We start from the raw sequence: 21,971 nt of genomic DNA, 5'->3' as shown, positions 1-21,971 counted from the left end.
GCTAGTTCCGTTTGGGGACCGTAAACGTCCCTGTCACCCGGCCGCCCCTGCCCGAAGTGGAAGCGCCTTGGCCGGATGTTCCCAGCGCCGGGGTACTTGCGCCAGCCCGGCCATCAAGGCTGGTGATCCCGGACGTAAGGTCAATCACCAGCCGTCCACCGCTGAGCCGGTCATTGCCGCGTTGCAGCGTGACCCCGCCAACCAGCGTGATGATCCGCCGATCAAAATCATAGATTGCCACTTCGCCGCTGGCGCTCTGGTTGCCGCGCGTCACCCGCACGCCGCCCACTGCATCCAGCCGGTGGATCTTGAAACTGCCGCTGCCGGTTGAAAACGCCAGCGTGGTGCGATCGGCCCGCACGGTCAAATCGCCTTGGGTAATCACCACATTGCCCGAAAGGGTAGCGCGGTCTTCCCGGCCCAGCAGCTCCCCATGATCGGCTGAGACGCTGACCGGCGCCTCGCTGTTGTGCCCGCCAAATACCTGGGCATGGCTGGGCACCAGTGCCACGATCACCGCCGCACCGATGGCAAATCCGCCAATTGCCGAGCGCAGCATGGTGGCGCGAAGCGAGGGTCTGGTCGTGCTCATCGCGGCATCCTGAAAGAATTGTTCTGGAACAGCAAGCGGACATGCCCATCAAGCGTCAGGATCCGCTGGTCAAGATCGGCGCCTAACCGGTCGGCACTGAATGTGCCAGCGGGAATGGCACCGCTTACCCCGCCGCTACCGATGAGCCGGCGGCTGCCAAGATCGATCGACACGTTTCGGGCGGTTATCCGATAGCCATCGGCCGCCGCAAAGCTGACTGGCCCTTCCGCGCGGACTGTTTCGGCGCGGTAATCGTAAAAACCGCGCGCCGCAGTCAATTCAGCCGGCCCATCATCCAGCCGGATCCGGGCGGCCAGATCCTGCATCTTGATCACCGGATCGCGGGTTGAAATCTGGACCGCGCTGCCGGCGGTAAGCGTGAAGGGGCGGCCTTGCTTGTCCTCACCGCGGTACATCGCCTGATTGACGCGGATCCGTTCATTGGTGGCGGCTACCTTGGTCCGATCGAGCAGGAAGCTGATTTCGCCGCGGGCAAACAAAGGCCCGATTGCCATGGCGGCCGCGACCATGCCGACCATGCCGGGCAAGACCACGGCCAGAAAACGCACCTTGCGGTCATGCGTTCCCCCCGGCGCGGCCCAATGCTGGCGCTTGTCACGGATGAAGTCGGCCTGCTGGCTCATGATTCGTGGCTGAAAATGTCCTTGTCCGCCCAGCCCATCAGATCAAGCCTTGCCCGGTGCGGCAGATAATCAAACGCAGCCTGGGCCGCTTCTGTGCGGTGTTCGCGCGCCAGCTTTTCAACCAGGATCGCGTGCATAGCATGAAGATAGCGCACATCACTGGCGGCATATTCACGCTGCGCTTCGCTGAGTTCGGCCCCGCCCCAATCGCTCGATTGTTGCTGTTTGGAAATTTCCTTGCCCAGCAGTTCGCGGACCAGATCCTTCAGGCCGTGCCGATCGGTATAGGTCCGGGTCAGCTTGCTGGCGATTTTGGTGCAGAACACCGGAGCAGCGGTAACCCCCAGGTAGTGTTCAACCGCAGCCAGATCGAACCGCGCAAAGTGATACAGCTTTATCCGTGCCGGATCGGCCAGCACTGCCTTCAGGTTGGGCGCATCATAGCTTGAACCGGGGGAAAAGCGGACCAGATGTTCGTCCGCCCCTCCGTCTGAAATCTGGACCAGGCACAGCCGGTCGCGCGGGGTAATCAATCCCATCGTTTCGGTATCGACCGCAACCGGGCCGGGGCCAATAACGCCGAGGGGGAGATCTTCTTCGTGGAGATAGACAGCCATATGGCCAAGGTGCTTAGGCCGATTGAGGCGGAGTGGAAAGCCCTGCGTTTGGCGAGTGTGACAATGGCAAGTGGCGATGCGGTTCCTGAAAGCTGGCGCGCTGCGCTGGAAGACGTGCAGGCCAGCCCCGAATCGCGCGCACTTGAGCAATTTCTGAAGGCAGAAGAAGCGGCTGGAAAGCTGATCTATCCGCCGCGCGGCAGCCGCCTGACCGCGCTGGCGCTGTGCCCGCCAAACCGAGTTAAAGTTGTGATCCTGGGGCAGGATCCATATCATGGGCCAGGCCAGGCCCACGGCTTGAGCTTTTCGGTGCAAGACGGCGTCCGGGTGCCGCCCAGCCTGGCCAACATCTACAAGGAATTGACGAGCGATCTTGGCTTGCCCCGCCCACTTAGCGGGAACCTTGGCAATTGGGCACGGCAAGGCGTGCTGCTGCTTAACGCGGCGCTTAGTGTGGAGGATGGCAGGCCAGGCTCGCACAAAGGCAAGGGTTGGGAGCAAATTACCGATGCGGTGGTAGCCGCTGTTGCCGCCAGACCAGAGCCTTGCGTATTCCTGCTGTGGGGCAAACATGCCTGCAAGAAGGCGATGAATGTCGCCGGGCTGCACTCCAGCCACCATCTGGTGCTGATTGCCCCGCATCCCAGCCCGCTTTCGGCGCATACCGGCTTTCTGGGCTGCCAGCACTTCAGCCAGGCAAATGCATTTCTTGACGCAAATGGTCGCGGGGCGGTGGACTGGCGCGTCTGATCTTGGCACAGTCTGCAGCGATGACCCTTGAACTCCCCCTGACCGACACCGCAGCCATGCTGCGCGATGCCCTTGGCCGCTATCTGGCCGACAATCCCAAACCGACTTGGCCTGGGCTGGCACAGGATCTGGGCCTGATGGGCCTGGGCATACCTGAGGTCAGCGGCGGAACCGGCGGCGGAGCAATCGAACGCGCGGTGGTTATCGAGGCTTTGGGCCCGGCGATGGCCGGATCGGACTGGCTTTCACACCACCTGGCAGCAAGTGCACTGGCCCGGATTTGCCCTGACCATGGCTTGCTTGCGCAATTGGCCGAAGGATCGGCGCGGATTGCGCTGGTGCTGGATCCTGCGCTGGTGGCGGGCGCAGCCACGGCCGATTGGCTGCTGGTGCTGGATGATGCTGCCCCCCGGCTGGTTCCCGTCAGCGCTGCCGAAAGCCGTACCCGCGCGATGTTCGATGGCACCAGCACTGCTGATCTGACAATTCCTGCCAATGCCGGCGAAGTGCTGAACGGTGATAGCGCCGGGGTGGCGGACTGGGCCCGCAACGCCCAGCCGACGGCGCGCTGCGCCGAAGCCGCCGGGCTGATGGCCCGGATGCTTGCCGATACCGGGGCCTACCTTAACACCCGCGAGCAATTCGGCCAGCCGATCGCCCGCTTTCAGGTGCTACGCCACCGCATGGCCGATATGCATATGGCTCTGATCAAAGCCGGGGCGCTGACCGAGCGAGCGGTTGTGGCCGAGGGCACTGCTGGCTGGAATCATGCCGTCAGCGCTGCGGTGGTCGAAACCATCGATGCCGTTCGGATTATCGGCGAAGGCGCAGTGCAGCTGCACGGCGGCATGGGTGTGACTGAAGAGCTGGAACTGGGCGGAATGTTCAAACGCGGCTTGACGATCATAGCCGGGTTTGGTCCGCGCACCGCGCATCTGGCGCGGCATGCAGAGATGGCAGACTAGGATCAGCTTCGATTCAGCCTAGCGATACCCGCGCGATCAGATCGCGCTGGATCTCGTTCGATCCGGCATAGATCGTTGCCGCCCTGCCGTTGAGATAGCGCGGGACGGCGGTGGCGATCCGATCGCTCGATTGGCCATCGGGGATTGCCCAGCCTTCGGGCCCGGCAACATCGCATTCCAGCACCGCAATACGCTGCTGCGCCTCAGTTCCCTGGACTTTCAGCACCGAGGCATAAAGCGCGGCCTCTGCCCCCCCGGCCCCGATCGATTTCATCTCGATTGCTTCCAGCGCCTCTATCGTCACCATCTCGCGTCGGACGCGTTCCTGCAGCACCGGATCATCGCCAGCATCCTCGCCCAGCCGGTCCAGCGCCGCGAACAGGCTGGGGGCATAGCGGCCGCCGCGTTCATAAATCAGCAGATACTTGGCGACCGACCAGCCCTCATTCTCTGCGCCAAGGCGGTTGGCAATCGGCACCCGGACATTGTCAAAGAACACCTGGTTCAGCTCGTGCTCTCCCGCAAGGCTGATGATCGGATCAATCTTCAGCCCCGGCGTCGCCATGTCGATCAGCACAAAACTGATCCCGGCCTGGGGCTTTCCTTCGGTGCTGGTGCGAACCAGCGCGAACATCCAGTTGGCGTGGTGCGCATGGGTGGTCCAGATCTTTGAACCGTTGAGCACATAATGATCGCCGTCCCGCTCGGCCTTCAGTTTGAGGCTGGCAAGATCCGATCCCGATCCGGGCTCGGAAAAGCCCTGACACCAGTAGTGCTCGCCCGACAGGATCCGCGGCAGGAAGAAGTCCTTCTGGTCCTGCGTCCCATAATGCATCAGCACCGGGGCAACCATCTTGACCCCTTGCGGCAGCAGGTTGGGCGTTCCGGCACGGGCGCATTCTGCTGAAAAGATGTACTTCTGCAGCGGCGTCCAGCCGGTCCCGCCAAATTCAACCGGCCAATCGATCGCGCCCCAGCCCCGCGCGGTCAGCGCCTGTTGCCAGGCGGTGGCGTGCTGCGGTTCGGAAAAGACCGAGGTTGCGCGGCGCCCGGCCCGGGCCAGCTCAGGGGTCAGCGCCTCAGCGATAAAGGCGCGCACTTCGGTGCGGAAAGCGGTGAGGTCAGTCATCTCGTCAGCATGGCAGTTCAGTTGTGTTTGGCAAGTGCCGCCAGCATGGCATCGGCCAGCATCTGACCAAACTTCTCCCCTTGCTCAGGGTAGAGATATGGTTCGATCAGTTCAGCCTCGATCACCGCCAGTGCGCCGCCATCCAGCCGGACCATATCGATCCGGGCATAGAGCGGCGGCTGGGCGAAGGGCAGCATCGCCATGATGCCTTGCGCGGCGGCAAGATCTGCGGCGGCAGGTTCCACCGCGCGCTCGATCCCGCCATAAAGTGACTGGATCCGGTAATCGCCATGGCTGGCCTGCTTGATCAGCGCGTGGCTGAACCGGCCGTCCACGAAGATGAAGCTGTGCTCGCCCTCGCTCTGGATTGCCGGCAGGAATGGCTGGATCATTGCTGGTTGCTCAATCCGCCAATCGGCCGGTGGGGGCGCCGTGCGGCTGAAGCTGTCTTGCCCGATCGCGCCCGCGCCGACCCGGCGTTTCACCACCACGCGATCTGCACCGAAATGGTCGAAAGCGGCCAGCACGTCGCTCGGCCCGGCGCTTTCGGGCCACAGCGTGGGGATCGATGAGGCACCGCGCCTCTCCAGTTCACGCAGATAGAGCTTGTCCGAATTCCAGCGGATCACCTCCACCGGGTTGCACACGATCACTCCGGCAGCCGCGATTGCTTCAAGCCGTTCGAGGAATTCATCCTTGGCATCGGTATAGTCCCACGGTGTGCCCAGATAGGCGAGATCAAACCCGGCAAGCTCCTCAAGCGGGGCGCGCCAATCCAGATCGATCAGATCGGCCCGGCCTGCCAGGCCCGCCTTCAGGGCAGCCAGCAACAGATCATGCTCAAACGCATCAGAGCGGCGTGTGGGCGATGTTGGCAGAGTGATCGGGCAGGCGAGGAAGGCGATCTTGGGCACGGGCAAACTTTCGTTGCGGGATTGCAGGGCCTTGTCATCTACCGGCTGGGCGGACAATCCCTATCTTTGGGTGTGAAGCGGCTTTGCCCAGCCGCTGCGGAGACCAGCGATGATCGAACTTCGTCCATTCAGCACCATCGGCGCGGCCAACCACGGCTGGCTTGATGCGCATCACCACTTTTCATTTGGCGGCTATCACGATCCTGCGCGCACCCAGTGGGGCGGCCTGCGCGTCTGGAACGATGATGTGATCGCTGCCAAAAGCGGATTTCCGCCGCATGGCCACCAGGACATGGAAATCATCACCTATTTGCGCGAGGGCGCAATTTCGCATCGCGATAGCCTGGGCAACGAAGGCCGCACGGCTGCGGGCGATGTCCAGGTGATGAGCGCGGGGACCGGAATCCGGCACAGCGAATTCAATCTTGAAGATACGCAATGCACCCTGTTCCAGATCTGGATCCTGCCAGACCGCGCCGGGCATGCCCCCAGCTGGGGTACGCGGCCATTCCCCAAAGAGGGGCGCAACGGTCAATTCGTGGTGCTGGCCAGCGGGTTGCCCGAAGATGGCGATGCCTTGACGATCAATACCAGCGGGCGCGTGGCCGGGGCCTTTATCAAGGCCGGTGAGACGGTGCGCTATGAAACGGCAGCGGAGCGCCATCTTTATCTGGTCCCCGCCACCGGCCGAGTGCAAATCGGCGAAGTCGTGGCGCAGGCCCGCGACGGGGTGGCGGTGACGGGTGAGCGCGCGATCGAAGTGACCGCGCTGGAAGACAGCGAAGTGGTGCTGGTCGACGCGGCTTGATGGACGCTGCCGGGCGTGGCACCCTTACTGGCACCATGATCCGGCTGATCCTGACTTACGGTGCGGCGCTGGCCGCTTTGGCGCTGCTGGCGCAGTGGATGGACTGGCGTTTTGCCACCCAGGCGTGGAGCACGTCGGCCTATGGGCTGGCGGTGGCGCTGCTGTTTGCGGGACTGGGCATCTGGCTGGGCATGCGGCTGGTGCCGCGCGCCCGCACCGCTCCTTTTGCCCGCAACGACAAGGCGATGGCCGCGCTGGGCATCAGCCCGCGTGAGTGCGAAGTGCTGGAACTGCTGGCCAAGGGCGCATCGAACAAGCTGATCGCCCGCGCGCTCAATATCTCGCCCAATACCGTCAAAACCCATGTTGCGCGGCTGTTTGAAAAGTTGGAAGCGCAAAGCCGCACGCAGGCGATCCATAAGGCACGCAGCCTTGATCTGCTGCCTTAGATTCTGCCCCTAAATTGGACGACGTGCTGCAAATCACCCGTTTGGGCGATAGTCTGGCCGCTGCCAGCGCGCTAGCCAGCAGTGATCAAACATGCGGGGAGATATGATATGCAACGGTTGATCCTGGTTTACGGCGGCATCGCCGGTACAGTTGAACTGATCCTGCTGGCACTGTCGATGGGGCTGGTCAGCAACCACGGCGGCCTGGGCATGGTGCTGGGCTACCTTTCGATGCTGATCGCGATGAGCATGGTATTTGTTGGCGTGAAACGATTTCGCGACGAGCAACAGGGCGGGGTGATCAAATTCGGCAAAGCCTTGCTGGTCGGGCTGGGCATCGCCGGGATCGCCTGCCTGTTCTATGTGCTGGGCTGGGAAGCCTATATGTGGTCAAGCGACTACAGCTTTATGGAGAAATTCACCGCAAGCGAACTGGCCAAAATGCAGACCGCTCATGCCAGCGCAACCGAAATCGCCAAGTTCAAGGCCGAGATGCAGGGCTTTGCCGAAATGTATGCCGATCCGGTTTCGAGGATGCTGATGACCTTGATGGAAATATCGCCGGTGGCGCTGCTGGTGCCGCTGCTTAGCGCCGCTCTGCTGCGAAATCCGCGCTTTATGCCAGCCAAGGTTTGATGGGATAGGGCGGCCTGCCTAGGGTCATGACCCTAGCGCGGCAGGTCGCTGGCCCCCATCAGCATTTCATCGACCGCGCGGGCGGCCTGCCGGCCTTCGCGGATCGCCCAGACCACCAGGCTTTGCCCGCGCCGCATATCCCCGCAGGCATAGATCTGCGGATCACTGGTGCGGTAGCTGAAGGTATCGGCAAAGACATTGCCGCGCGCATCCAGGTCAACTTTGGCCTGATCGACCAGCCCCTGCTTTTTGGGTCCGGTAAAGCCCATCGCCAGCAAAATCAAATCGGCCTGCAGGGTGAACGCGCTGCCCGCGATCTCTTGCATCTGGCCGCCCACCCATTCAACCCGAACGCATTCAAGGCCGGTGACCTGACTGTTTTGGCCAACCACCCGTTTGGTCAGGATTGCCCAATCGCGGGCCACGCCTTCTTCGTGGCTGGTCGATGTGCGCAATTTCATTGGCCAATCGGGCCAGGTCAACGCCTTGTCTTCCTTTTCGGGCGGCTTTGGCATGATTTCGATCTGGGTGACCGATGCCGCGCCCTGGCGGATCGAGGTGCCAACACAATCAGATCCGGTATCGCCGCCGCCGATCACCACCACGTGCTTGCCGGTTGCGGTCAGTGATCCGCGCGGAGCAGCGCGCACTTCATCATCGCCGGCGTTGCGCTTGTTCTGCTGGGTCAGGAATTCCATCGCGAACCGCACGCCCGGCAGCTCAAACCCGGGGATCAGCAGCGGGCGCGGCTCTTCTGCCCCGCCAGACATCACAATCGCATCGAAGTTTTCCTTCAGACTGGCGAGTGAAACGGTCACGCCAACCTCTGCCGAGGTGCGGAATTCAACGCCTTCGGCCATCATCTGAACCAGCCGCTGCTGGATGAAATGCTTGTCGAGTTTGAAATCGGGAATGCCGTAGCGCAGCAGTCCGCCGATCCGGTCGTTCTTTTCGAACAATACCACCGAATGGCCAGCACGCGCCAATTGCTGGGCACAGGCCAGACCAGCCGGGCCCGATCCCACTACCGCAACGCTTTTGCCAGTGTGGCGGCTGGAGATTTGCGGCTGAATCCAGCCTTGTTCCCAGCCCTTATCGACAATTGCGCATTCGATCGATTTGATCGTAACGGCTTCGTCGTTGATGTTGAGCGTGCAGCTGGCTTCGCACGGGGCGGGGCAGATCCGGCCCGTGAACTCGGGAAAATTGTTGGTCGAATGGAGCACGTCGAGCGCATTTTTCCAATCGCCTTCATAGACCAGGTGGTTCCAGTCAGGGATGATATTGTTCACCGGACAGCCGTTGTGGCAATACGGGATTCCGCAATTCATGCAGCGGCTGGCCTGATCGCGCAGCGCGCCTTCGGCGTGCGGCACCACAAATTCCTGATAGTGCTTCACCCGCTCGTGTGGAGCCGCATAAGTGCGATCTTTGCGGTCAAGCTCGAGAAAGCCGGTTTCCTTGCCCATCGTTCCTTGACCCTTATTCCGCTGCTACCGTGGCGGCTTCAAGCCGCTCGGCCGCAAGTTGTTGCAATGCCCGGGCGTAATCGCGCGGCATGACCTTGATGAATTTGCCCAGCGTACCAGCCCAATCATCAAGCAAGGCACTGGCGCGCCGGCTGCCGGTATAAAGATGGTGCCGTTCCAGCAGGATTTTCAGCCGATCAGCATCGTGGCGCAGCATATCGCCCATCCCGGGATTGCTGGCGCTGATGGTGCGCTGCTGCGGGCGGCCGGCGCCTTCATCTTCATCACGCTCCGCTGAAATAGGCAGAAGATCGACCTGTGCGGTGTTGCATAACGCGGCAAACTGGCCATCAGGATCATAGACATAGGCCACCCCGCCCGACATGCCCGCGGCGAAATTGCGGCCGGTCTGGCCCAGCACGCAAACGACACCGCCGGTCATGTATTCACAGCCATGATCCCCGCAGCCTTCGACAACTGCGACCGCGCCCGAATTGCGCACCGCAAACCGTTCGCCCGCAACGCCGCCCAAAAACGCCTCACCGGCAATCGCGCCATAAAGCACGGTATTGCCGACAATGATGTTTTCGCCCGCATCACGCTCAACATGGGCCGGTTGCCGCACGATCACGCGCCCACCCGAAAGGCCCTTGCCGACATAATCGTTGGCATCGCCAGTCAAATCGAGCGTGACGCCGTGCGCCAGCCAGGCGCCAAAGCTTTGTCCGGCAACCCCTATCAGCTTCACCTTGATGGTATTATCGGGCAGCCCGGCATGACCGAAACGCCGCGCGACTTCGCCCGATAGCATCGCCCCCAGGGTGCGGTTCACGTTGCTGATCTTACGTTCGATCACAACCGGGCTTTGCTTATTCAGCGCATCGGCTGCGGCGGCAACCAGATCATTGTCCATCGCTTTATCAAGGCCATGATCCTGGGTGCCCGACCACCCAAGCGAAGGGCCTTCACCCAGCGGCGCCTGGTAGAGAATTCGGGCAAGATCGACGCCCTTGGCCTTCCAGTGATGGACCGCGCTGCGGCTATCGAGCCGGTCAACCCGGCCAACCATTTCAGCGACCGAGCGAAAGCCCATTTCGGCCATGTATCCGCGCAGTTCTTCAGCCACGAAGAAGAAATAGTTGATCACATGCTCAGCTTGGCCGGTAAAGCGCGCGCGGAGCACCGGATCCTGGGTGGCAACGCCGACCGGGCAGGTGTTAAGGTGACACTTGCGCATCATGATGCAGCCTGCCGCGATCAACGGGGCGGTGGCAAAGCCAAATTCGTCCGCACCAAGCAGCGCCGCCACTGCCACATCGCGCCCGGTGCGCAGGCCCCCATCGGCCTGAACGCAAATCCGGCTGCGCAAGTTGTTGAGCAACAATGTCTGCTGGGTTTCAGCAAGGCCGATTTCCCAAGGGCTTCCGGCATGGGTCAGCGAGGTCAGCGGGGAAGCACCGGTGCCGCCTTCATAGCCTGAAATCGTGACATGATCGGCCCGGGCCTTTGAAACCCCTGCGGCAACCGTACCAACGCCGACTTCGCTGACCAGCTTGACCGAGATCCGGGCCGCGCCGTTGACGTTCTTAAGATCGTGGATCAGCTGGGCCAGATCCTCGATCGAATAGATGTCATGGTGCGGCGGCGGGCTGATCAATCCTACACCTGGAGTGGAGTGGCGGGTTGCCCCGATGGTCTTGTCGACCTTGTAGCCGGGCAATTGGCCGCCTTCGCCAGGCTTCGCGCCCTGGGCCATCTTGATCTGGATATCATCTGCATTGACCAGGTATTCCGTGGTCACCCCGAATCGCCCGCTGGCGACCTGCTTGATCGCCGAGCGCAAATTGCGGCCATCGGGCATCGGCTTGAACCGGGTTGGGTCTTCTCCGCCCTCACCTGTGTTCGATTTGCCGCCGATCTGGTTCATCGCGTCCGCCAGCGTGGTGTGCGCTTCCCAGCTTATCGAGCCATAGCTCATCGCGCCGGTGGCGAAGCGCTTGACGATACTGGCGGCCGGTTCCACCTCGGAAATGTCAATCGGGCGATCGGCTTGCTTAAGTTCCAGCAGCCCGCGGATTGTCAGCATCCGGCTTGATTGGTCGTTGATCGATTGCGCGAATGCAGCATACTTTTCGGGCACATTGCCGCGCACTGCGTGCTGCAGGCTGGCCACATTTTCAGCCGTCCAGGCGTGCTCCTCGCCGCGCAGGCGCAGACCGTACATGCCGCCAACATCAAGCATCGACTTGTAGATCGGATTGTCACCATAAGCCGCGCGGTGGCGCTGCACGGCTTCCATGGCTACCTCGGCCAGGCCGACGCCCTCGATCGTGGTGGCGGTGCCGGTGAAATACCTCTCGATAAAGCTGCTCGACAGGCCCACCGCATCAAAAATCTGCGCCCCGCAATAGGACTGGTAGGTCGATATGCCCATCTTGGACATCACCTTGAGGATGCCCTTGCCGACCGCCTTGATGTAGTTCTTCTTGACCGTTTTGGCGTCAAGCTGAATGCCCTTGCGCAACCGTATTTCCTCAAGCGTTTCAAACGCTACATAAGGATTGATCGCTTCGGCCCCGTATCCCGCCAACACCGCAAAGTGGTGCACTTCGCGCGCTTCACCCGTTTCAACCACCAGCCCGGTCTGCATCCGCAAACCTTGCCGCACCAGGTGATGATGGACTGCCGCAGTAGCCAACAATGCCGGCATGGCAATCCGATCCGGCCCCTGGGCGCGATCAGACAGGATCAGGATATTGCGATCCTGCAGCACCGCTTCAGTCGCGGCCCAGCACATTTCCTTGAGCGCCATCTCAAGGCCCTCTGCCCCGCTCGAGGCAGCCCAGGTGATGTCGATCGTTTCGGTGCGGAAAGCACCATCAAGCGCGGCTTCAACCGAACGGATCTTGGCAATATCATCATTGGTCAGGATCGGCTGATCAACCTCAAGCCGTTTGTGCGTGCCGGCTTCCCTGCCCAGCATATTGGGGCGCGGGCCGATCATGCTGACCAGGCTCATCACCAGTTCCTCGCGAATCGGATCGATCGGCGGATTGGTCACCTGAGCAAAGTTTTGCTTGAAATAGTCAAACAGCAACCGGCTGCGATTGGAAAGCACGGCGATCGGCGTATCGGTGCCCATCGATCCCAGCGGATCGTCGGCGCTGACGGCCATCGGTTCAAGAAACCGCGACAGATCTTCCTGCGTGTAGCCAAAGGCTTGCTGGCGATCCAGCAGCGTGGTTGTTTCGATCGGCAGTGCGGCCAGTTCGGGCTCGATCAGATCAAGATCCTTGAGCTTGTACTGCGCCTGGGCCAGCCAGTCTTCGTATGGTTCTGAATTGGCGAGATCGGCCTTCAGTTCCTCGTCCTCGATGATCCGGCCCTGAGCAAAATCGATCAACAACATCCGCCCCGGCTGCAAGCGCCATTTGCGAACGATGTTGTCTTCCTTGATCGGCAGCACGCCGCTTTCAGAAGCCATCACCACCAGATCATCATCGGTCACGCAGAACCGCGCAGGGCGCAGCCCATTGCGGTCCAGCGTCGCGCCAATCTGCCGGCCATCGGTAAAGGCAACGGCGGCCGGGCCGTCCCACGGCTCCATCAACGCAGCGTGGTATTCATAGAAAGCCCGGCGCTTGGCATCCATCAGGGGATTGCCGGCCCAGGCCTCGGGGATCAGCATCATCACCGCGTGAGCCAGGCTGTAGCCGCCCGCCAGCAACAGCTCGAGCGCGTTGTCGAGGCACGCGGTGTCTGATTGGCCATGTGGGATGATCGGCCACATCTTGTCCAGATCAGGGCCGAGCAGTTCAGACTCCATTGTACGGCGCCGGGCATTCATCCAGTTGACGTTGCCGCGCACCGTGTTGATCTCGCCGTTATGGGCGATCAGCCGGTATGGGTGCGCCAATTTCCAGCTGGGGAAGGTGTTGGTCGAAAACCGCTGGTGGACCAGCCCCAGCGCCGAAGCGCAGTCCGGATCAGTCAGATCCGCATAAAAATCGCCAACCTGGGTCGCCAGCAGCAGCCCTTTGTAAACGACAGTGCGGCTGGAAAAGCTGGGCATGTAAAGCTCGGTCAGCCCTGGCAGGCCATGCTTTGCTGCAAGCGCGGCAAGCGGGTTCTGGGTCTGCTTGCGGATTGTAAGGATCTTGCGCTCAAACGCATCCTGATCCGGGCACAGATCGCCCCGGCCAACAAAACACTGCCGGATCACCGGCATCTGGTTGAGCACGGCTTTGCCCAGTCCGGCTGAATTTACCGGCACATCGCGCCAACCGATCAGCTTTTGGCCTTCCTTGGCAATGAATTTTTCAAAGGTGCCGATCACAAAATCACGGGCCGCTTCGGCTTGCGGAAGGAAGCACATCGCGACGGCATAGTCGCCTTCTGGTGGCAGGATCAGCCCGGCATTCTGGGCCCAGTTGCGATACAAGGCATCGGGAATTTGAATCAGAATCCCTGCACCATCACCCAGTAACGGATCCGCCCCGACCGCGCCGCGATGATCGAGGTTCTTGAGCACTTCAAGCGCCTGGGAGATGATCTGATTGCTCTTGGCGCCCTTGATATGGGCCACAAAGCCCACGCCGCACGCATCGTGCTCGTTGCCCGGATCATACAGCCCTTGCGGCTCGGGATAGCCCATTGTTCAATCTTCCTGTCATCCGCCGCAGGCACACGATTCGCGCGCGCGGACGCGCAACTCGCGGTTTTCCGGCAATTTTGCGCAAGATTCCTTGCTGCGAAACGCAGTGAATATTGCGCAGAATTTTTCCATGACGACAGGAAGCTGTTATTGCAACTGCGAAAGCGCCGCTTTGCCCCCTAACGGAGCCAAGCGGCGCCAGAATAGCAATGCGGGGTTTGTTGCGATAATTTCAGCGCGCCTCAGGCGGCGCCGCTCATCCGTTGCAGATTGGCCAGGGCTGAGCGCAATGCCTGATCGGCCGCACCGGAATCGACCGCCGAAACCGGCATGTCGGCAGCCAGCGGCTGGCCATGTCCTGCCGCACCTGGTCCATCAAAGCGGCGAAACTCTCCGGTATCTGCAGCGATCGGCGCAAGCGGTGCCGCAGCCCCAAAGGCAGACTGTCCCGGAAAAATCACAACCGGTTCCGGGTCTGCGTTATTGACCTCGGGCTCTTCGATCCGGACAAATCCGGCGCGCGGCTGGGCGATGCCCAACAGCGATCCGTAATTCTCTTCAGCGATCGGCTCTTCAACTGGCTCTTCCTCAATCGGCGCTTCAAAAGCCACTGGCTGCGGCGCCGGGCTGATCGGCTGAGGCGCAGCGGGCATGGCGATATGGCGCGGCGGCAACAGACCCAGATCGAGCGGGGAATCATCTTCAAGAAAGGCATCGAGTGCCAGCGGACGCAGCGCATTGGGCAATGCAATCGGCAGCTGTGCGGCGGCCACTGCGGCAATCGGCAATTCGGCTATGGGTGCCGGCGCAACCGGTGCTTCATTCGCACTGGGAACCGGAAGATTATCGAGTTCGGCTGGCACCAATGCTGGCGGCGCTTCGAACGGCATCGGAACCGATGCAGTGAATGCCGGGATTGGCGGCATTGCCGGTTCAATTGCGACAGGGGCGGGTGCCAATACTTCGGCAAGAACCGGCTCGGGCACTGGCGGTGCAGCAAAATCCTGCGCGGCAACCGGCTGGGATGCTTCGACTGCAGTCTGCTCTTGCGAGCCAGCGGCACCCTTGGCTGCGCGGCGGCGGCGCATTGATTCGGCCAGGCGCGAAGCAAGGTCAGTCATCCCAAGCGAAGCCGGACTGGGCAGGAGCGGTTCGGCCGGCTGAGCCGCAACCTCGGCTGCGGGTAGAGCCGGGACTGCGCTAATTGGTGCAGCCTGCGGATCGGCTTGGGTCAGGTCACGCTCAAACAGTGGCGGCGCTGTTTCGGTTTCAAATACAGTTGTACTATATCCAGCCTCGCGGATGAAATCCTGTGGCACATGATCGCCTGAGGCAGCGATGCCGAAAATCTGGCGCGGCTGATCTTCCTGCGCCACCACTGGCTCCATCCCGAAAACCTGGCGGCCATCAGCATGAGCAGCGATGCTATCGGGTGAAATCGCCACGGCAGGCTGCGCTTGCTCGGCCTGGAATACCTGTCGCTGGAAATCGGCTGCGATTGGCGGAGCCAGATCGGCCGGAGACATTTGTGGCAGCGCGGGCGGCATCTGGCCCAGCACCGGAGCTGCCGCAGCAAGCGGAGCTTCAGGCACAGGCATGGCCGGACCTTGCATTCCAAGATCGAGGATTTGCGGGGCGCCGCCAGGAAGCGGGGCAAATTCATGCGGCACGAATTGAACCTCCTCGTGATCCGCAGTCAGCCCGCGGCGGCGGCCTGCGATCTGGCTGGAGGCCGCATCTGCGGGGCCACCTTCACCAAGGTCGTCCATTGAAATAGGTTTGCAGGCCGGCGCATCGCCATAGGCGCTGCGGCTGGTATTGGGGGCTCTGGTTGAGGCTATACCCCGGGCACTGCGGTTGCGTTCCTTGTGTTCAACCTTGGGACGGATCAAACGGCGGGCGAGCACGGCCCCGGCCATTGCGCCGATGGCAGCCAAAACCAAGGCGATTATGATCCGGGCCGTCACGCCCAGCGGCGGTGCGGCGGCCGGGACCATCAGATCAAGCCGACTGGAAAGTACCAGATTTTCGATCAAGGAAGGGCGGATCGCCAGGCTGCCTAGCCCGAACAGTGCCCCAAACCACAAGGCCACGACAGCTGGAAACAGCTGATGGCTGGTGATCGGTTTGCGATTGATCGGCGTTCGCTTTTGCTTGGCCACTTACGAGCCCCCTTCGATAAGTCTCTGCCCAAAATCATTTTTTGCCATCAGGCGGCAAAACGATCCGGGCTATCCACTGATCGAGCTAACAGGGTTTGGTAAACATCGTGATAACGATGAATGTTGCGGCCCCAGTCATGATTGACCGCAACGTGTTCATGCCCGGCTTTGCGCAAGGCCGGCCAGCGGGCGGGGTTTGCCAGCAAATCAGCCAAGGCAGCGGCCATGGCGGGGGGACTGTCAGGTGCAAACAAGGTCCCGGTCAGCCCATCAGTGATCAGTTCGCGGTGTCCGCCGACATCCGAGGCAGCCACCAGCTTGTCCTGAGCCATAGCTTCGAGCGGCTTGAGCGGGGTAACCAGATCGGTCAGGCGGCTTTTCTTGCGCGGATAGGCCATCACATCAACCAGCGCGTAATAGCGCTCAACCTCGCTATGCGGGACCCGCCCGACAAACCGGATTGCATCGGCCGCCGGGCTGGTTTTGGCTTGCGCTTTAAGGGCGGCTTCCATCGGGCCACCACCAACCAGCAGCAGCCGGGCACCCGGAACGCGCTGGGCCAGCAGCGGCATGGCGGCAATCAGATCATCCAGACCTTCATAGTCATAAAAGCTGCCGATAAAGCCCACCACCGGGCCCTGGCCCAGGTCCAGTTCACTGCGCAGTCTGGAATCGGGTGCAGCGGCTTGGCCAAATAACGCCAGATCGACGCCATTGGGGCTGAGCGAAATCTTCGCGGGACTTACACCGCGCAAAACCAGATCGTCTTTCAGTCCCTGGCAAATCGTCACGACCGATCCGGCCCCTGCAACCACACGGTTTTCCAAAGCCCGGGTCAGCCGATACTTGAGGTTGCCTTCGCTTCCGGTGCCGTTCGAAACGGCGGCGTCTTCCCAAAAGGCGCGAATTTCATAGACCACCGGGATACCCAGCCGCTTGCCGGCCTGCAGCGCTGCCATGCCGCACAACGCGGGCGAATGCGCATGGATCACATCGGGCCGCCAATCCTGGGCCAAGGCAACAATCGCACCGGCCAAAGCGCGGATCTCGCGCCATTCGCGGATCCCCACCGGACCGGAAGCTTCGCCGCTGGTGCGGTGAAACCGGATGCCGTCAACCTCTTCGGTCTGCGGTCCATCCTGCAAATGCCGCAGTCCGGTAATTCCGCGCACTTCGATCCCTTGCGCTTGCTGGGCTTTCAGGATCGCGCGCGTGCGAAAGGTATAGCCGCTGTGCAGCGGCAACGAGTGATCAAGGACATGCAGGATCCGGGTCATGCCGCATTCTCTAGGCCAACAAGGCTTAACGGCGCGTCAACTCCCGCCTGCTAGGGGCATTTGCAATGATCGACAATTTCGCTCTGGTGGTCACCCATGGCCTTCTGGCGCTGGCGCTGTGGCGCCTGGTGCAGCGTGACGATCTGGATACCGATCCGCCTGCCGATGAAGCGCCGGCCCCGGCCCCGCTGCCCGCCCCCAAAAAAGGCAGCCTGCGTGCTTAATCTGGCGCTGACCGGTTTCGTTCTGGCGTTCCTCGCGCTGGGCTTTCGCCGCCCCTATCTGTGGGTGCTGGCCTATCTTTATATCGACAGCCTGGCCCCGCAAAAAATCTCTTGGGGGTTCCTGAAGGTAATCCCGATTTCGCTGATCAGCTTCATTCTGGCCTTTGGTGGCTGGATGCTGATCGATTACAAGGCAAACAGCCGGTTCACCTTGCGGCAGGGCCTGATCCTGATCCTGCTGATCTATTGCGGCCTGACAACCATGACCGCCGACTTCCCCGAAGATGCCCTGGTCAAGTGGGACTGGGTCTGGAAGGCGCTGCTGTTTGCCATGTTCGTGCCACTGACCCTGACCACGCGGCTGCGGATCGAAGCTGCGGCCCTGATCATGACGCTGACGGTTGGGGCGATTGTGATCAATGGCGCGATCAAAACGCTGGCGGGCGGGGGCGGCTATGGCACGTTGCGGTTGTTCGTGGATGACAATTCCGGGCTCTACGAAGGTTCGATCATTTCGGCGGTGGCGATTTCGATCATCCCGCTGATTTTCTGGCTGATGAAGCACGGCACGATTTTTCCGCCTGATTGGCGGGTCAAACTCTACGGCTCCGCACTGGTTTTTTCCTGCGTGCTGATCCCGATCGGCACCCAGGCCCGCACGGGTCTGCTCTGCGTGGCTCTGCTGATGGTCATGGCGCTGCGCACGATCAAGCGGCGGGTGCTGTACCTTTCGTTGATTGCGGTGGGCGTGATGGTGGCGATCCCGCTTTTGCCCAAAAGCTATACCGACCGGATGAACACGATCGAGAACCACAATGCCGATCAATCCGCCTCTACGCGCGTGGCAGTGTGGAAATGGACACTTGAATACGCCAAGGATCATCCTTTCGGCGGCGGGTTCGATGCCTACCGGGGCAACCAGGTTCGGGTAGAGCTGACCGATACCAAAGGCAGCGGCAACAATGTTACAACCTCAACCCGCGAAGCCTTTGACAAGGCCCGGGCCTATCACTCGGCCTATTTCGAAATGCTGGGTGAGCAAGGCTGGCCGGGGTTGCTGATTTGGCTGACGTTGATGGTTTCAGGGCTGCTCCAGATGGAACTGATCCGGGGGCGCTGGAAGAAGCGCACCGGACCGGGTGAAACCTGGCAGGCCCCACTGGCCAATGCGCTGCAACAGTCACTGTTGGTCTATATGGTTGGATCGCTGTTCGTGGGGATCGCCTTTCAGCCATTCTGCTACATGTTGATCGGCCTGCAATGCGGGTTGTGGAGCTATCTTAAGCGAATCGAATCGCAAAATGTCCAGCAGCGGGCCGCTCGCCCGGCGCTCAGCCTTGGCAATGCCGTAGCGGCACCATAGCGCGTGTTGCACCGCAACGCGGCTTGGGCCATGAAAGCGCCTTTCCAACATAAGGAGAGGCCCCATGACCCCGCAGGAACTTAGCGCCAAAACTGGCGAAGTGATCGGCGTTTCGGACTGGTTCCACGTGACCCAGGAACGCATCAACAAGTTTGCCGATGCTACCGGCGATCACCAGTTCATCCATATTGATGAGGAAAAGGCCAAGCTGACCCCGTTCGGCGGCACTATCGCCCACGGTTTCCTGACCCTTTCGTTGCTGCCGGTGCTGGGTGCGATGACCGAAGGCGGCCGCGTGAGCGGCGTGAAGATGGGCGTCAATTATGGCGGCAACAAAACCCGCTTCCTCAACCCTGTGCGTTCGGGCAAGCGCGTGCGCAGCCACACCAAGCTGCTCGAACTGGTCGAAAAGCGCCCGGGGCAATGGCAACAGACCAATGAAGTGACAATCGAGATCGAGGGTGAGGACAAACCCGCACTGATCTGCGAATGGATCACGCTGTTTTTCGTGTGACGGCTTCGTCCCGGATCTGATCCGGAACCGCTGGCCTCCCCAGGCGGACCCTAGAACCCGGCGATCCCGGCTTTGAACCGGGATGGCGCAATGAAAGGAATTTTCCATGTCACGTGACGCAGTTATCGTCTCTACCGCCCGCACCCCGCTGACCAAGGCTGGACGCGGTGCGTTCAACAATACCACGGGCGCAACGCTTGGGGCCTATTCGATTCGCGCCGCGGTTGAACGCGCCGGGCTTGAAGGCGGCGAAATTGACGATGTCGCGATGGGCGCGGCAGCGCAGCAAGGCTCGGCCGGCGGCAATGTCGCCCGGCTTGCCGCATTGCGGGCCGGTCTGCCGGTTTCCGTGCCGGCGATGACGATTGATCGCCAGTGTTCATCAGGCCTGATGACCATCGCCACCGCCGCCAAGCAGATCATTGTCGACAACATGGACATTTGCGTCGCCGGAGGGCTGGAAAGCATCTCCAAGGTGGTGGGCAGCGGCAAGATGTTCGTCGAACCTGACCGTCAGCTGCTCGAAATGCATCCGCACATCTACATGCCGATGATCGGCACCGCCGAAGTGGTCGCCAAGCGTTACGGCATCAGCCGCGAAGCGCAGGATGCATTGTCACTCCAATCGCAGCAGCGCACCGCCGCCGCGCAAGCCGCAGGCAAGTTCGACGACGAGATCGTTGCCTGCTCTGCAACAATGGCCGTGGTCGACAAGGAAACCAAGGAAGTCTCTTACAAGGATGTCACGGCGGACCGCGATGATTGCAACCGCCCCGATACCACATTGGAAGGGCTCGCCAGCCTCAAGCCGGTTATGGGTGAAGGCCACACGGTTACAGCAGGCAATGCCAGCCAGCTGTCCGACGGTTCCTCAGCCTGCGTGGTGATGGAAGCCAAGGTGGCCGAAAAGCGCGGCCTGACCCCGCTGGGCCGCTATGTCGGAATGGCCGCTGCGGGAACAGAACCAGATGAAATGGGCATCGGCCCGGTGTTCGCGATCCCCAAGCTGCTGAGCCGTTTCGGCCTGAAGATTGACGATATCGGCCTGTGGGAACTCAACGAAGCCTTCGCCGTGCAGGTGCTCTATTGCCGCGACAAGCTTGGCATTCCTGATGAACTGCTCAACGTCAACGGCGGCTCGATCTCGATCGGCCATCCCTTTGGCATGACCGGCGCGCGCTGCACCGGCCACGCGCTGATCGAAGGCAAGCGGCGCGGTGCCAAATATGCCGTTGTCACGATGTGCATCGGCGGCGGCCAGGGTGCGGCCGGACTGTTCGAAGTGTTCTGATCCCACTGATCGGCCCCGTTTTCCTGCTGGATCACGGGGCCGATCGCAGGCTGGCTTGCCTTTGGCGCCCGGGGCGCGCATTCTCTCCGAAACAAGCCTTGGGGAGCAGGTGAGTGACCGAACATCTTGGTATCATTGAAATACTCGGCATTGCCGGATCGGTCAGCCTGCTTTCAGGCTGGCGGCTCTACCTGACTGCGCTGGCCACGGGGCTGGCGATGTATTTCAAGGTTCTGCCACTTCCCGAACACCTCCAGTCGCTTCAGGTGTTGGCCAATCCATGGGTGATGGGCGTGGCCGGCGCGGCAGCCTTCATGGAGTTTTTCGCCGACAAGGTGCTGTGGCTCGATTCGATCTGGGATTCGGTGCACACGTTCATCCGCCCGGTCGGCGGAGCGCTGCTGACCCTGGCGGTGATCGATCCATCGGATCCGGCGACCCAGGCCATCGCCTTTATTCTGGGCGGCGGGGCCAGCCTGCTGGCCCACGGCGGCAAGGCCAGCGCACGGGCGGTGGTCAACACCAGCCCCGAACCGTTCAGCAATCTGGCCGTTTCGACGGTGGAGGATGTGGCAACCACCGGGCTGCTCTATCTGGCATACAGCCACCCGATCGCGGCCGGGGTTGTGGCGGCCGTCTTGCTGGTGCTGGCGATCGCGCTGATGGTTGTCGCCTGGCGGGTGCTGCGGCGCATTTTCCTGCGGGTGCAAGCTGAACCGACGACACCCGAAGCCATCGAAGGCTAGATTCTGTTTCAGTGAAGCTGAAACAAAGCACCACCGGTGTTGACTGACACAAGGACCTAGAGTCCGGGGAATGGCGGGGAAACCCGGGGAGATGTGGGAACAGGCCGCAGAAATCGGGCATTCGTGGTCATAGCGGCGGGCCTTTCGTGCGGCGGCGACTGTCTAGAGTAGTGGTTAATTTAGACAGTCGATTGTCAGGACAACTTAGAGTCACGCCCGATCCGGCGTTGAGCTTCTTAGCCGCAGAAAACGGGCCTCTCATGGCATTCTCAGGGGCCAATGAGAGGCCTCTGAGCGGCCGGAAGTGGGACGAACTGGGGCAGTTAGCGCGCCCAGTTCCGATATCGCGCCGAGAACACCCTCAAATGGCTGAATTACGCCTTCTTAGAGGACCGATCACGGAGTGAGGAAGCATCCGCGGGCGGCTGGAAGTGGGACAGTTGTTCTTTATAGGAGGTGCGTCTCAGTACTGCTCAACCTCGGCCCAGCGAGCCTTGCCTTTCTCCAGAAAGCACATTCCGTGACCGCGCATTGGCACACCCATTGGGTTGCTGGCGTCATAGTCGATTATGAAATATCCGTCCGGTGCGTTGCTGCCCGAAGACTTAATTCTCTTGTATGTCGATGGGGCTTTGAGAGTCGCCTTCAAGGCATCCTCGCATGTGTCCAGGTAGGTTCGGCCAAAGAGCTTCGTACCCAGCCCATAGAATAGCGCGACGACCAAACCGGCGAGAGCAATTACGGCCATGATGTTTTCCATCCGGCGG

General features: G+C 61.3%; 20 protein-coding genes. 10 read left to right on the top strand and 10 right to left on the bottom strand.

Annotated elements, in window-relative coordinates:
* Position 1: 1 nt before the first annotated feature.
* From ABL914_RS10250 to ABL914_RS10240, 3 genes are read right to left on the bottom strand one after another with little or no spacing between them, the layout of a single operon-like run.
* Positions 2-592, bottom strand: a complete 591-nt coding sequence (locus ABL914_RS10250) for an LptA/OstA family protein (protein ID WP_391563084.1) — start codon at positions 590-592, stop codon at positions 2-4.
* Positions 589-1,236 (bottom strand): LPS export ABC transporter periplasmic protein LptC, encoded by a 648-nt coding sequence (locus tag ABL914_RS10245; protein WP_391563083.1) that lies wholly within the window; start codon positions 1,234-1,236, stop codon positions 589-591. The genes ABL914_RS10250 and ABL914_RS10245 overlap by 4 nt, the downstream gene beginning before the upstream one ends.
* Positions 1,233-1,853, bottom strand: a complete 621-nt coding sequence (locus tag ABL914_RS10240; RefSeq protein WP_391563082.1) for a ribonuclease D — start codon at positions 1,851-1,853, stop codon at positions 1,233-1,235. The genes ABL914_RS10245 and ABL914_RS10240 overlap by 4 nt, the downstream gene beginning before the upstream one ends.
* A 63-nt stretch (positions 1,854-1,916) precedes the next feature.
* Between ABL914_RS10240 and ung the strand changes: the two genes are divergently transcribed.
* Complete coding sequence (ung, locus tag ABL914_RS10235; RefSeq protein WP_391563089.1) at positions 1,917-2,603, top strand: uracil-DNA glycosylase; 687 nt, start codon at positions 1,917-1,919, stop codon at positions 2,601-2,603.
* A gap of 20 nt (positions 2,604-2,623) precedes the next feature.
* The gene (locus ABL914_RS10230; protein ID WP_391563081.1) at positions 2,624-3,568 is read left to right on the top strand and encodes an acyl-CoA dehydrogenase family protein; all 945 of its coding nucleotides are present in this window, start codon (positions 2,624-2,626) and stop codon (positions 3,566-3,568) included.
* A 13-nt stretch (positions 3,569-3,581) separates the two neighbouring features.
* Here the strand turns inward: ABL914_RS10230 and ABL914_RS10225 are convergent, their stop codons facing one another.
* Positions 3,582-4,697 carry an acyl-CoA dehydrogenase family protein gene (locus ABL914_RS10225; protein WP_391563080.1) on the bottom strand — a complete coding sequence of 372 codons (1,116 nt, stop codon included), beginning with the start codon at positions 4,695-4,697 and terminating at the stop codon, positions 3,582-3,584.
* A 17-nt stretch (positions 4,698-4,714) separates the two neighbouring features.
* Positions 4,715-5,611 carry a RimK family alpha-L-glutamate ligase gene (locus tag ABL914_RS10220; RefSeq protein WP_391563079.1) on the bottom strand — a complete coding sequence of 299 codons (897 nt, stop codon included), beginning with the start codon at positions 5,609-5,611 and terminating at the stop codon, positions 4,715-4,717.
* 109 nt (positions 5,612-5,720) lie between these two features.
* Here ABL914_RS10220 and ABL914_RS10215 point away from each other — a divergent pair, with 109 nt between their 5' ends.
* From ABL914_RS10215 to ABL914_RS10205, 3 genes are all read left to right on the top strand, one after another.
* Positions 5,721-6,419, top strand: a complete 699-nt coding sequence (locus ABL914_RS10215) for a pirin family protein (RefSeq protein ID WP_391563078.1) — start codon at positions 5,721-5,723, stop codon at positions 6,417-6,419.
* A gap of 35 nt (positions 6,420-6,454) precedes the next feature.
* Positions 6,455-6,868: a response regulator transcription factor gene (locus tag ABL914_RS10210; RefSeq protein ID WP_391563077.1), complete on the top strand. Its 414-nt coding sequence runs from the start codon at positions 6,455-6,457 to the stop codon at positions 6,866-6,868.
* Between the two features lie 108 nt (positions 6,869-6,976).
* On the top strand, positions 6,977-7,504 hold the full coding sequence (locus ABL914_RS10205; RefSeq protein ID WP_391563076.1) for a DUF4199 domain-containing protein: 528 nt from the start codon (positions 6,977-6,979) through the stop codon (positions 7,502-7,504).
* A gap of 32 nt (positions 7,505-7,536) precedes the next feature.
* Here the strand turns inward: ABL914_RS10205 and ABL914_RS10200 are convergent, their stop codons facing one another.
* The 4 genes from ABL914_RS10200 to ABL914_RS10185 all read right to left on the bottom strand — a co-directional run bounded on the left by ABL914_RS10200 (position 7,537) and on the right by ABL914_RS10185 (position 17,066).
* Positions 7,537-8,973 carry a glutamate synthase subunit beta gene (locus ABL914_RS10200; RefSeq protein ID WP_391563075.1) on the bottom strand — a complete coding sequence of 479 codons (1,437 nt, stop codon included), beginning with the start codon at positions 8,971-8,973 and terminating at the stop codon, positions 7,537-7,539.
* A 13-nt stretch (positions 8,974-8,986) separates the two neighbouring features.
* Positions 8,987-13,627: a glutamate synthase large subunit gene (gltB, locus tag ABL914_RS10195; RefSeq protein WP_391563074.1), complete on the bottom strand. Its 4,641-nt coding sequence runs from the start codon at positions 13,625-13,627 to the stop codon at positions 8,987-8,989.
* Between the two features lie 242 nt (positions 13,628-13,869).
* Positions 13,870-15,789, bottom strand: coding sequence for a hypothetical protein (locus ABL914_RS10190; protein ID WP_391563073.1), 1,920 nt, complete (start codon positions 15,787-15,789; stop codon positions 13,870-13,872).
* 47 nt (positions 15,790-15,836) lie between these two features.
* The gene (locus ABL914_RS10185; RefSeq protein WP_391563072.1) at positions 15,837-17,066 is read right to left on the bottom strand and encodes a TIGR04063 family PEP-CTERM/XrtA system glycosyltransferase; all 1,230 of its coding nucleotides are present in this window, start codon (positions 17,064-17,066) and stop codon (positions 15,837-15,839) included.
* Between the two features lie 65 nt (positions 17,067-17,131).
* On the opposite strand from ABL914_RS10185, the gene ABL914_RS10180 reads away from it, so the two are divergent.
* From ABL914_RS10180 to ABL914_RS10160, 5 genes are all read left to right on the top strand, one after another.
* On the top strand, positions 17,132-17,290 hold the full coding sequence (locus ABL914_RS10180; RefSeq protein ID WP_391563071.1) for a hypothetical protein: 159 nt from the start codon (positions 17,132-17,134) through the stop codon (positions 17,288-17,290).
* Complete coding sequence (locus ABL914_RS10175; RefSeq protein WP_391563070.1) at positions 17,283-18,653, top strand: putative O-glycosylation ligase, exosortase A system-associated; 1,371 nt, start codon at positions 17,283-17,285, stop codon at positions 18,651-18,653. Before ABL914_RS10180 ends, ABL914_RS10175 begins: the two co-directional genes overlap by 8 nt.
* Positions 18,654-18,717: 64 nt before the next feature.
* Positions 18,718-19,167 carry a MaoC family dehydratase gene (locus tag ABL914_RS10170; protein WP_391563069.1) on the top strand — a complete coding sequence of 150 codons (450 nt, stop codon included), beginning with the start codon at positions 18,718-18,720 and terminating at the stop codon, positions 19,165-19,167.
* Positions 19,168-19,273: 106 nt separating this feature from the next.
* Positions 19,274-20,458 (top strand): acetyl-CoA C-acyltransferase, encoded by a 1,185-nt coding sequence (locus ABL914_RS10165; protein WP_391563068.1) that lies wholly within the window; start codon positions 19,274-19,276, stop codon positions 20,456-20,458.
* A gap of 113 nt (positions 20,459-20,571) precedes the next feature.
* The gene (locus tag ABL914_RS10160; protein WP_391563067.1) at positions 20,572-21,204 is read left to right on the top strand and encodes a DUF4126 domain-containing protein; all 633 of its coding nucleotides are present in this window, start codon (positions 20,572-20,574) and stop codon (positions 21,202-21,204) included.
* A 463-nt stretch (positions 21,205-21,667) separates the two neighbouring features.
* Here the strand turns inward: ABL914_RS10160 and ABL914_RS10155 are convergent.
* Positions 21,668-21,971: hypothetical protein (locus ABL914_RS10155; RefSeq protein WP_391563066.1), on the bottom strand; the 304-nt coding region annotated here is incomplete at its 5' end.

The organism is Novosphingobium sp. (genome assembly GCF_040079535.1).
Lineage (GTDB): Bacteria > Pseudomonadota > Alphaproteobacteria > Sphingomonadales > Sphingomonadaceae > Novosphingobium.
This window is presented reverse-complemented; position numbering and strand designations above follow the sequence as displayed.

What these genes read in the sequence shown, in the direction of transcription:
- ABL914_RS10180 (WP_391563071.1), top strand. Translation starts at nt 17,132, where the DNA reads ATGATCGACAATTTCGCTCTGGTGGTCACCCATGGCCTTCTGGCGCTG.
- ABL914_RS10240 (WP_391563082.1), bottom strand. Translation starts at nt 1,853, where the DNA reads ATGGCTGTCTATCTCCACGAAGAAGATCTCCCCCTCGGCGTTATTGGC.
- ABL914_RS10205 (WP_391563076.1), top strand. Translation starts at nt 6,977, where the DNA reads ATGCAACGGTTGATCCTGGTTTACGGCGGCATCGCCGGTACAGTTGAA.
- ABL914_RS10230 (WP_391563081.1), top strand. Translation starts at nt 2,624, where the DNA reads ATGACCCTTGAACTCCCCCTGACCGACACCGCAGCCATGCTGCGCGAT.
- ABL914_RS10215 (WP_391563078.1), top strand. Translation starts at nt 5,721, where the DNA reads ATGATCGAACTTCGTCCATTCAGCACCATCGGCGCGGCCAACCACGGC.
- ABL914_RS10245 (WP_391563083.1), bottom strand. Translation starts at nt 1,236, where the DNA reads ATGAGCCAGCAGGCCGACTTCATCCGTGACAAGCGCCAGCATTGGGCC.
- gltB (WP_391563074.1), bottom strand. Translation starts at nt 13,627, where the DNA reads ATGGGCTATCCCGAGCCGCAAGGGCTGTATGATCCGGGCAACGAGCAC.
- ABL914_RS10250 (WP_391563084.1), bottom strand. Translation starts at nt 592, where the DNA reads ATGAGCACGACCAGACCCTCGCTTCGCGCCACCATGCTGCGCTCGGCA.
- ABL914_RS10210 (WP_391563077.1), top strand. Translation starts at nt 6,455, where the DNA reads ATGATCCGGCTGATCCTGACTTACGGTGCGGCGCTGGCCGCTTTGGCG.
- ABL914_RS10185 (WP_391563072.1), bottom strand. Translation starts at nt 17,066, where the DNA reads ATGACCCGGATCCTGCATGTCCTTGATCACTCGTTGCCGCTGCACAGC.
- ABL914_RS10170 (WP_391563069.1), top strand. Translation starts at nt 18,718, where the DNA reads ATGACCCCGCAGGAACTTAGCGCCAAAACTGGCGAAGTGATCGGCGTT.
- ABL914_RS10225 (WP_391563080.1), bottom strand. Translation starts at nt 4,697, where the DNA reads ATGACTGACCTCACCGCTTTCCGCACCGAAGTGCGCGCCTTTATCGCT.
- ABL914_RS10165 (WP_391563068.1), top strand. Translation starts at nt 19,274, where the DNA reads ATGTCACGTGACGCAGTTATCGTCTCTACCGCCCGCACCCCGCTGACC.
- ung (WP_391563089.1), top strand. Translation starts at nt 1,917, where the DNA reads ATGGCAAGTGGCGATGCGGTTCCTGAAAGCTGGCGCGCTGCGCTGGAA.
- ABL914_RS10200 (WP_391563075.1), bottom strand. Translation starts at nt 8,973, where the DNA reads ATGGGCAAGGAAACCGGCTTTCTCGAGCTTGACCGCAAAGATCGCACT.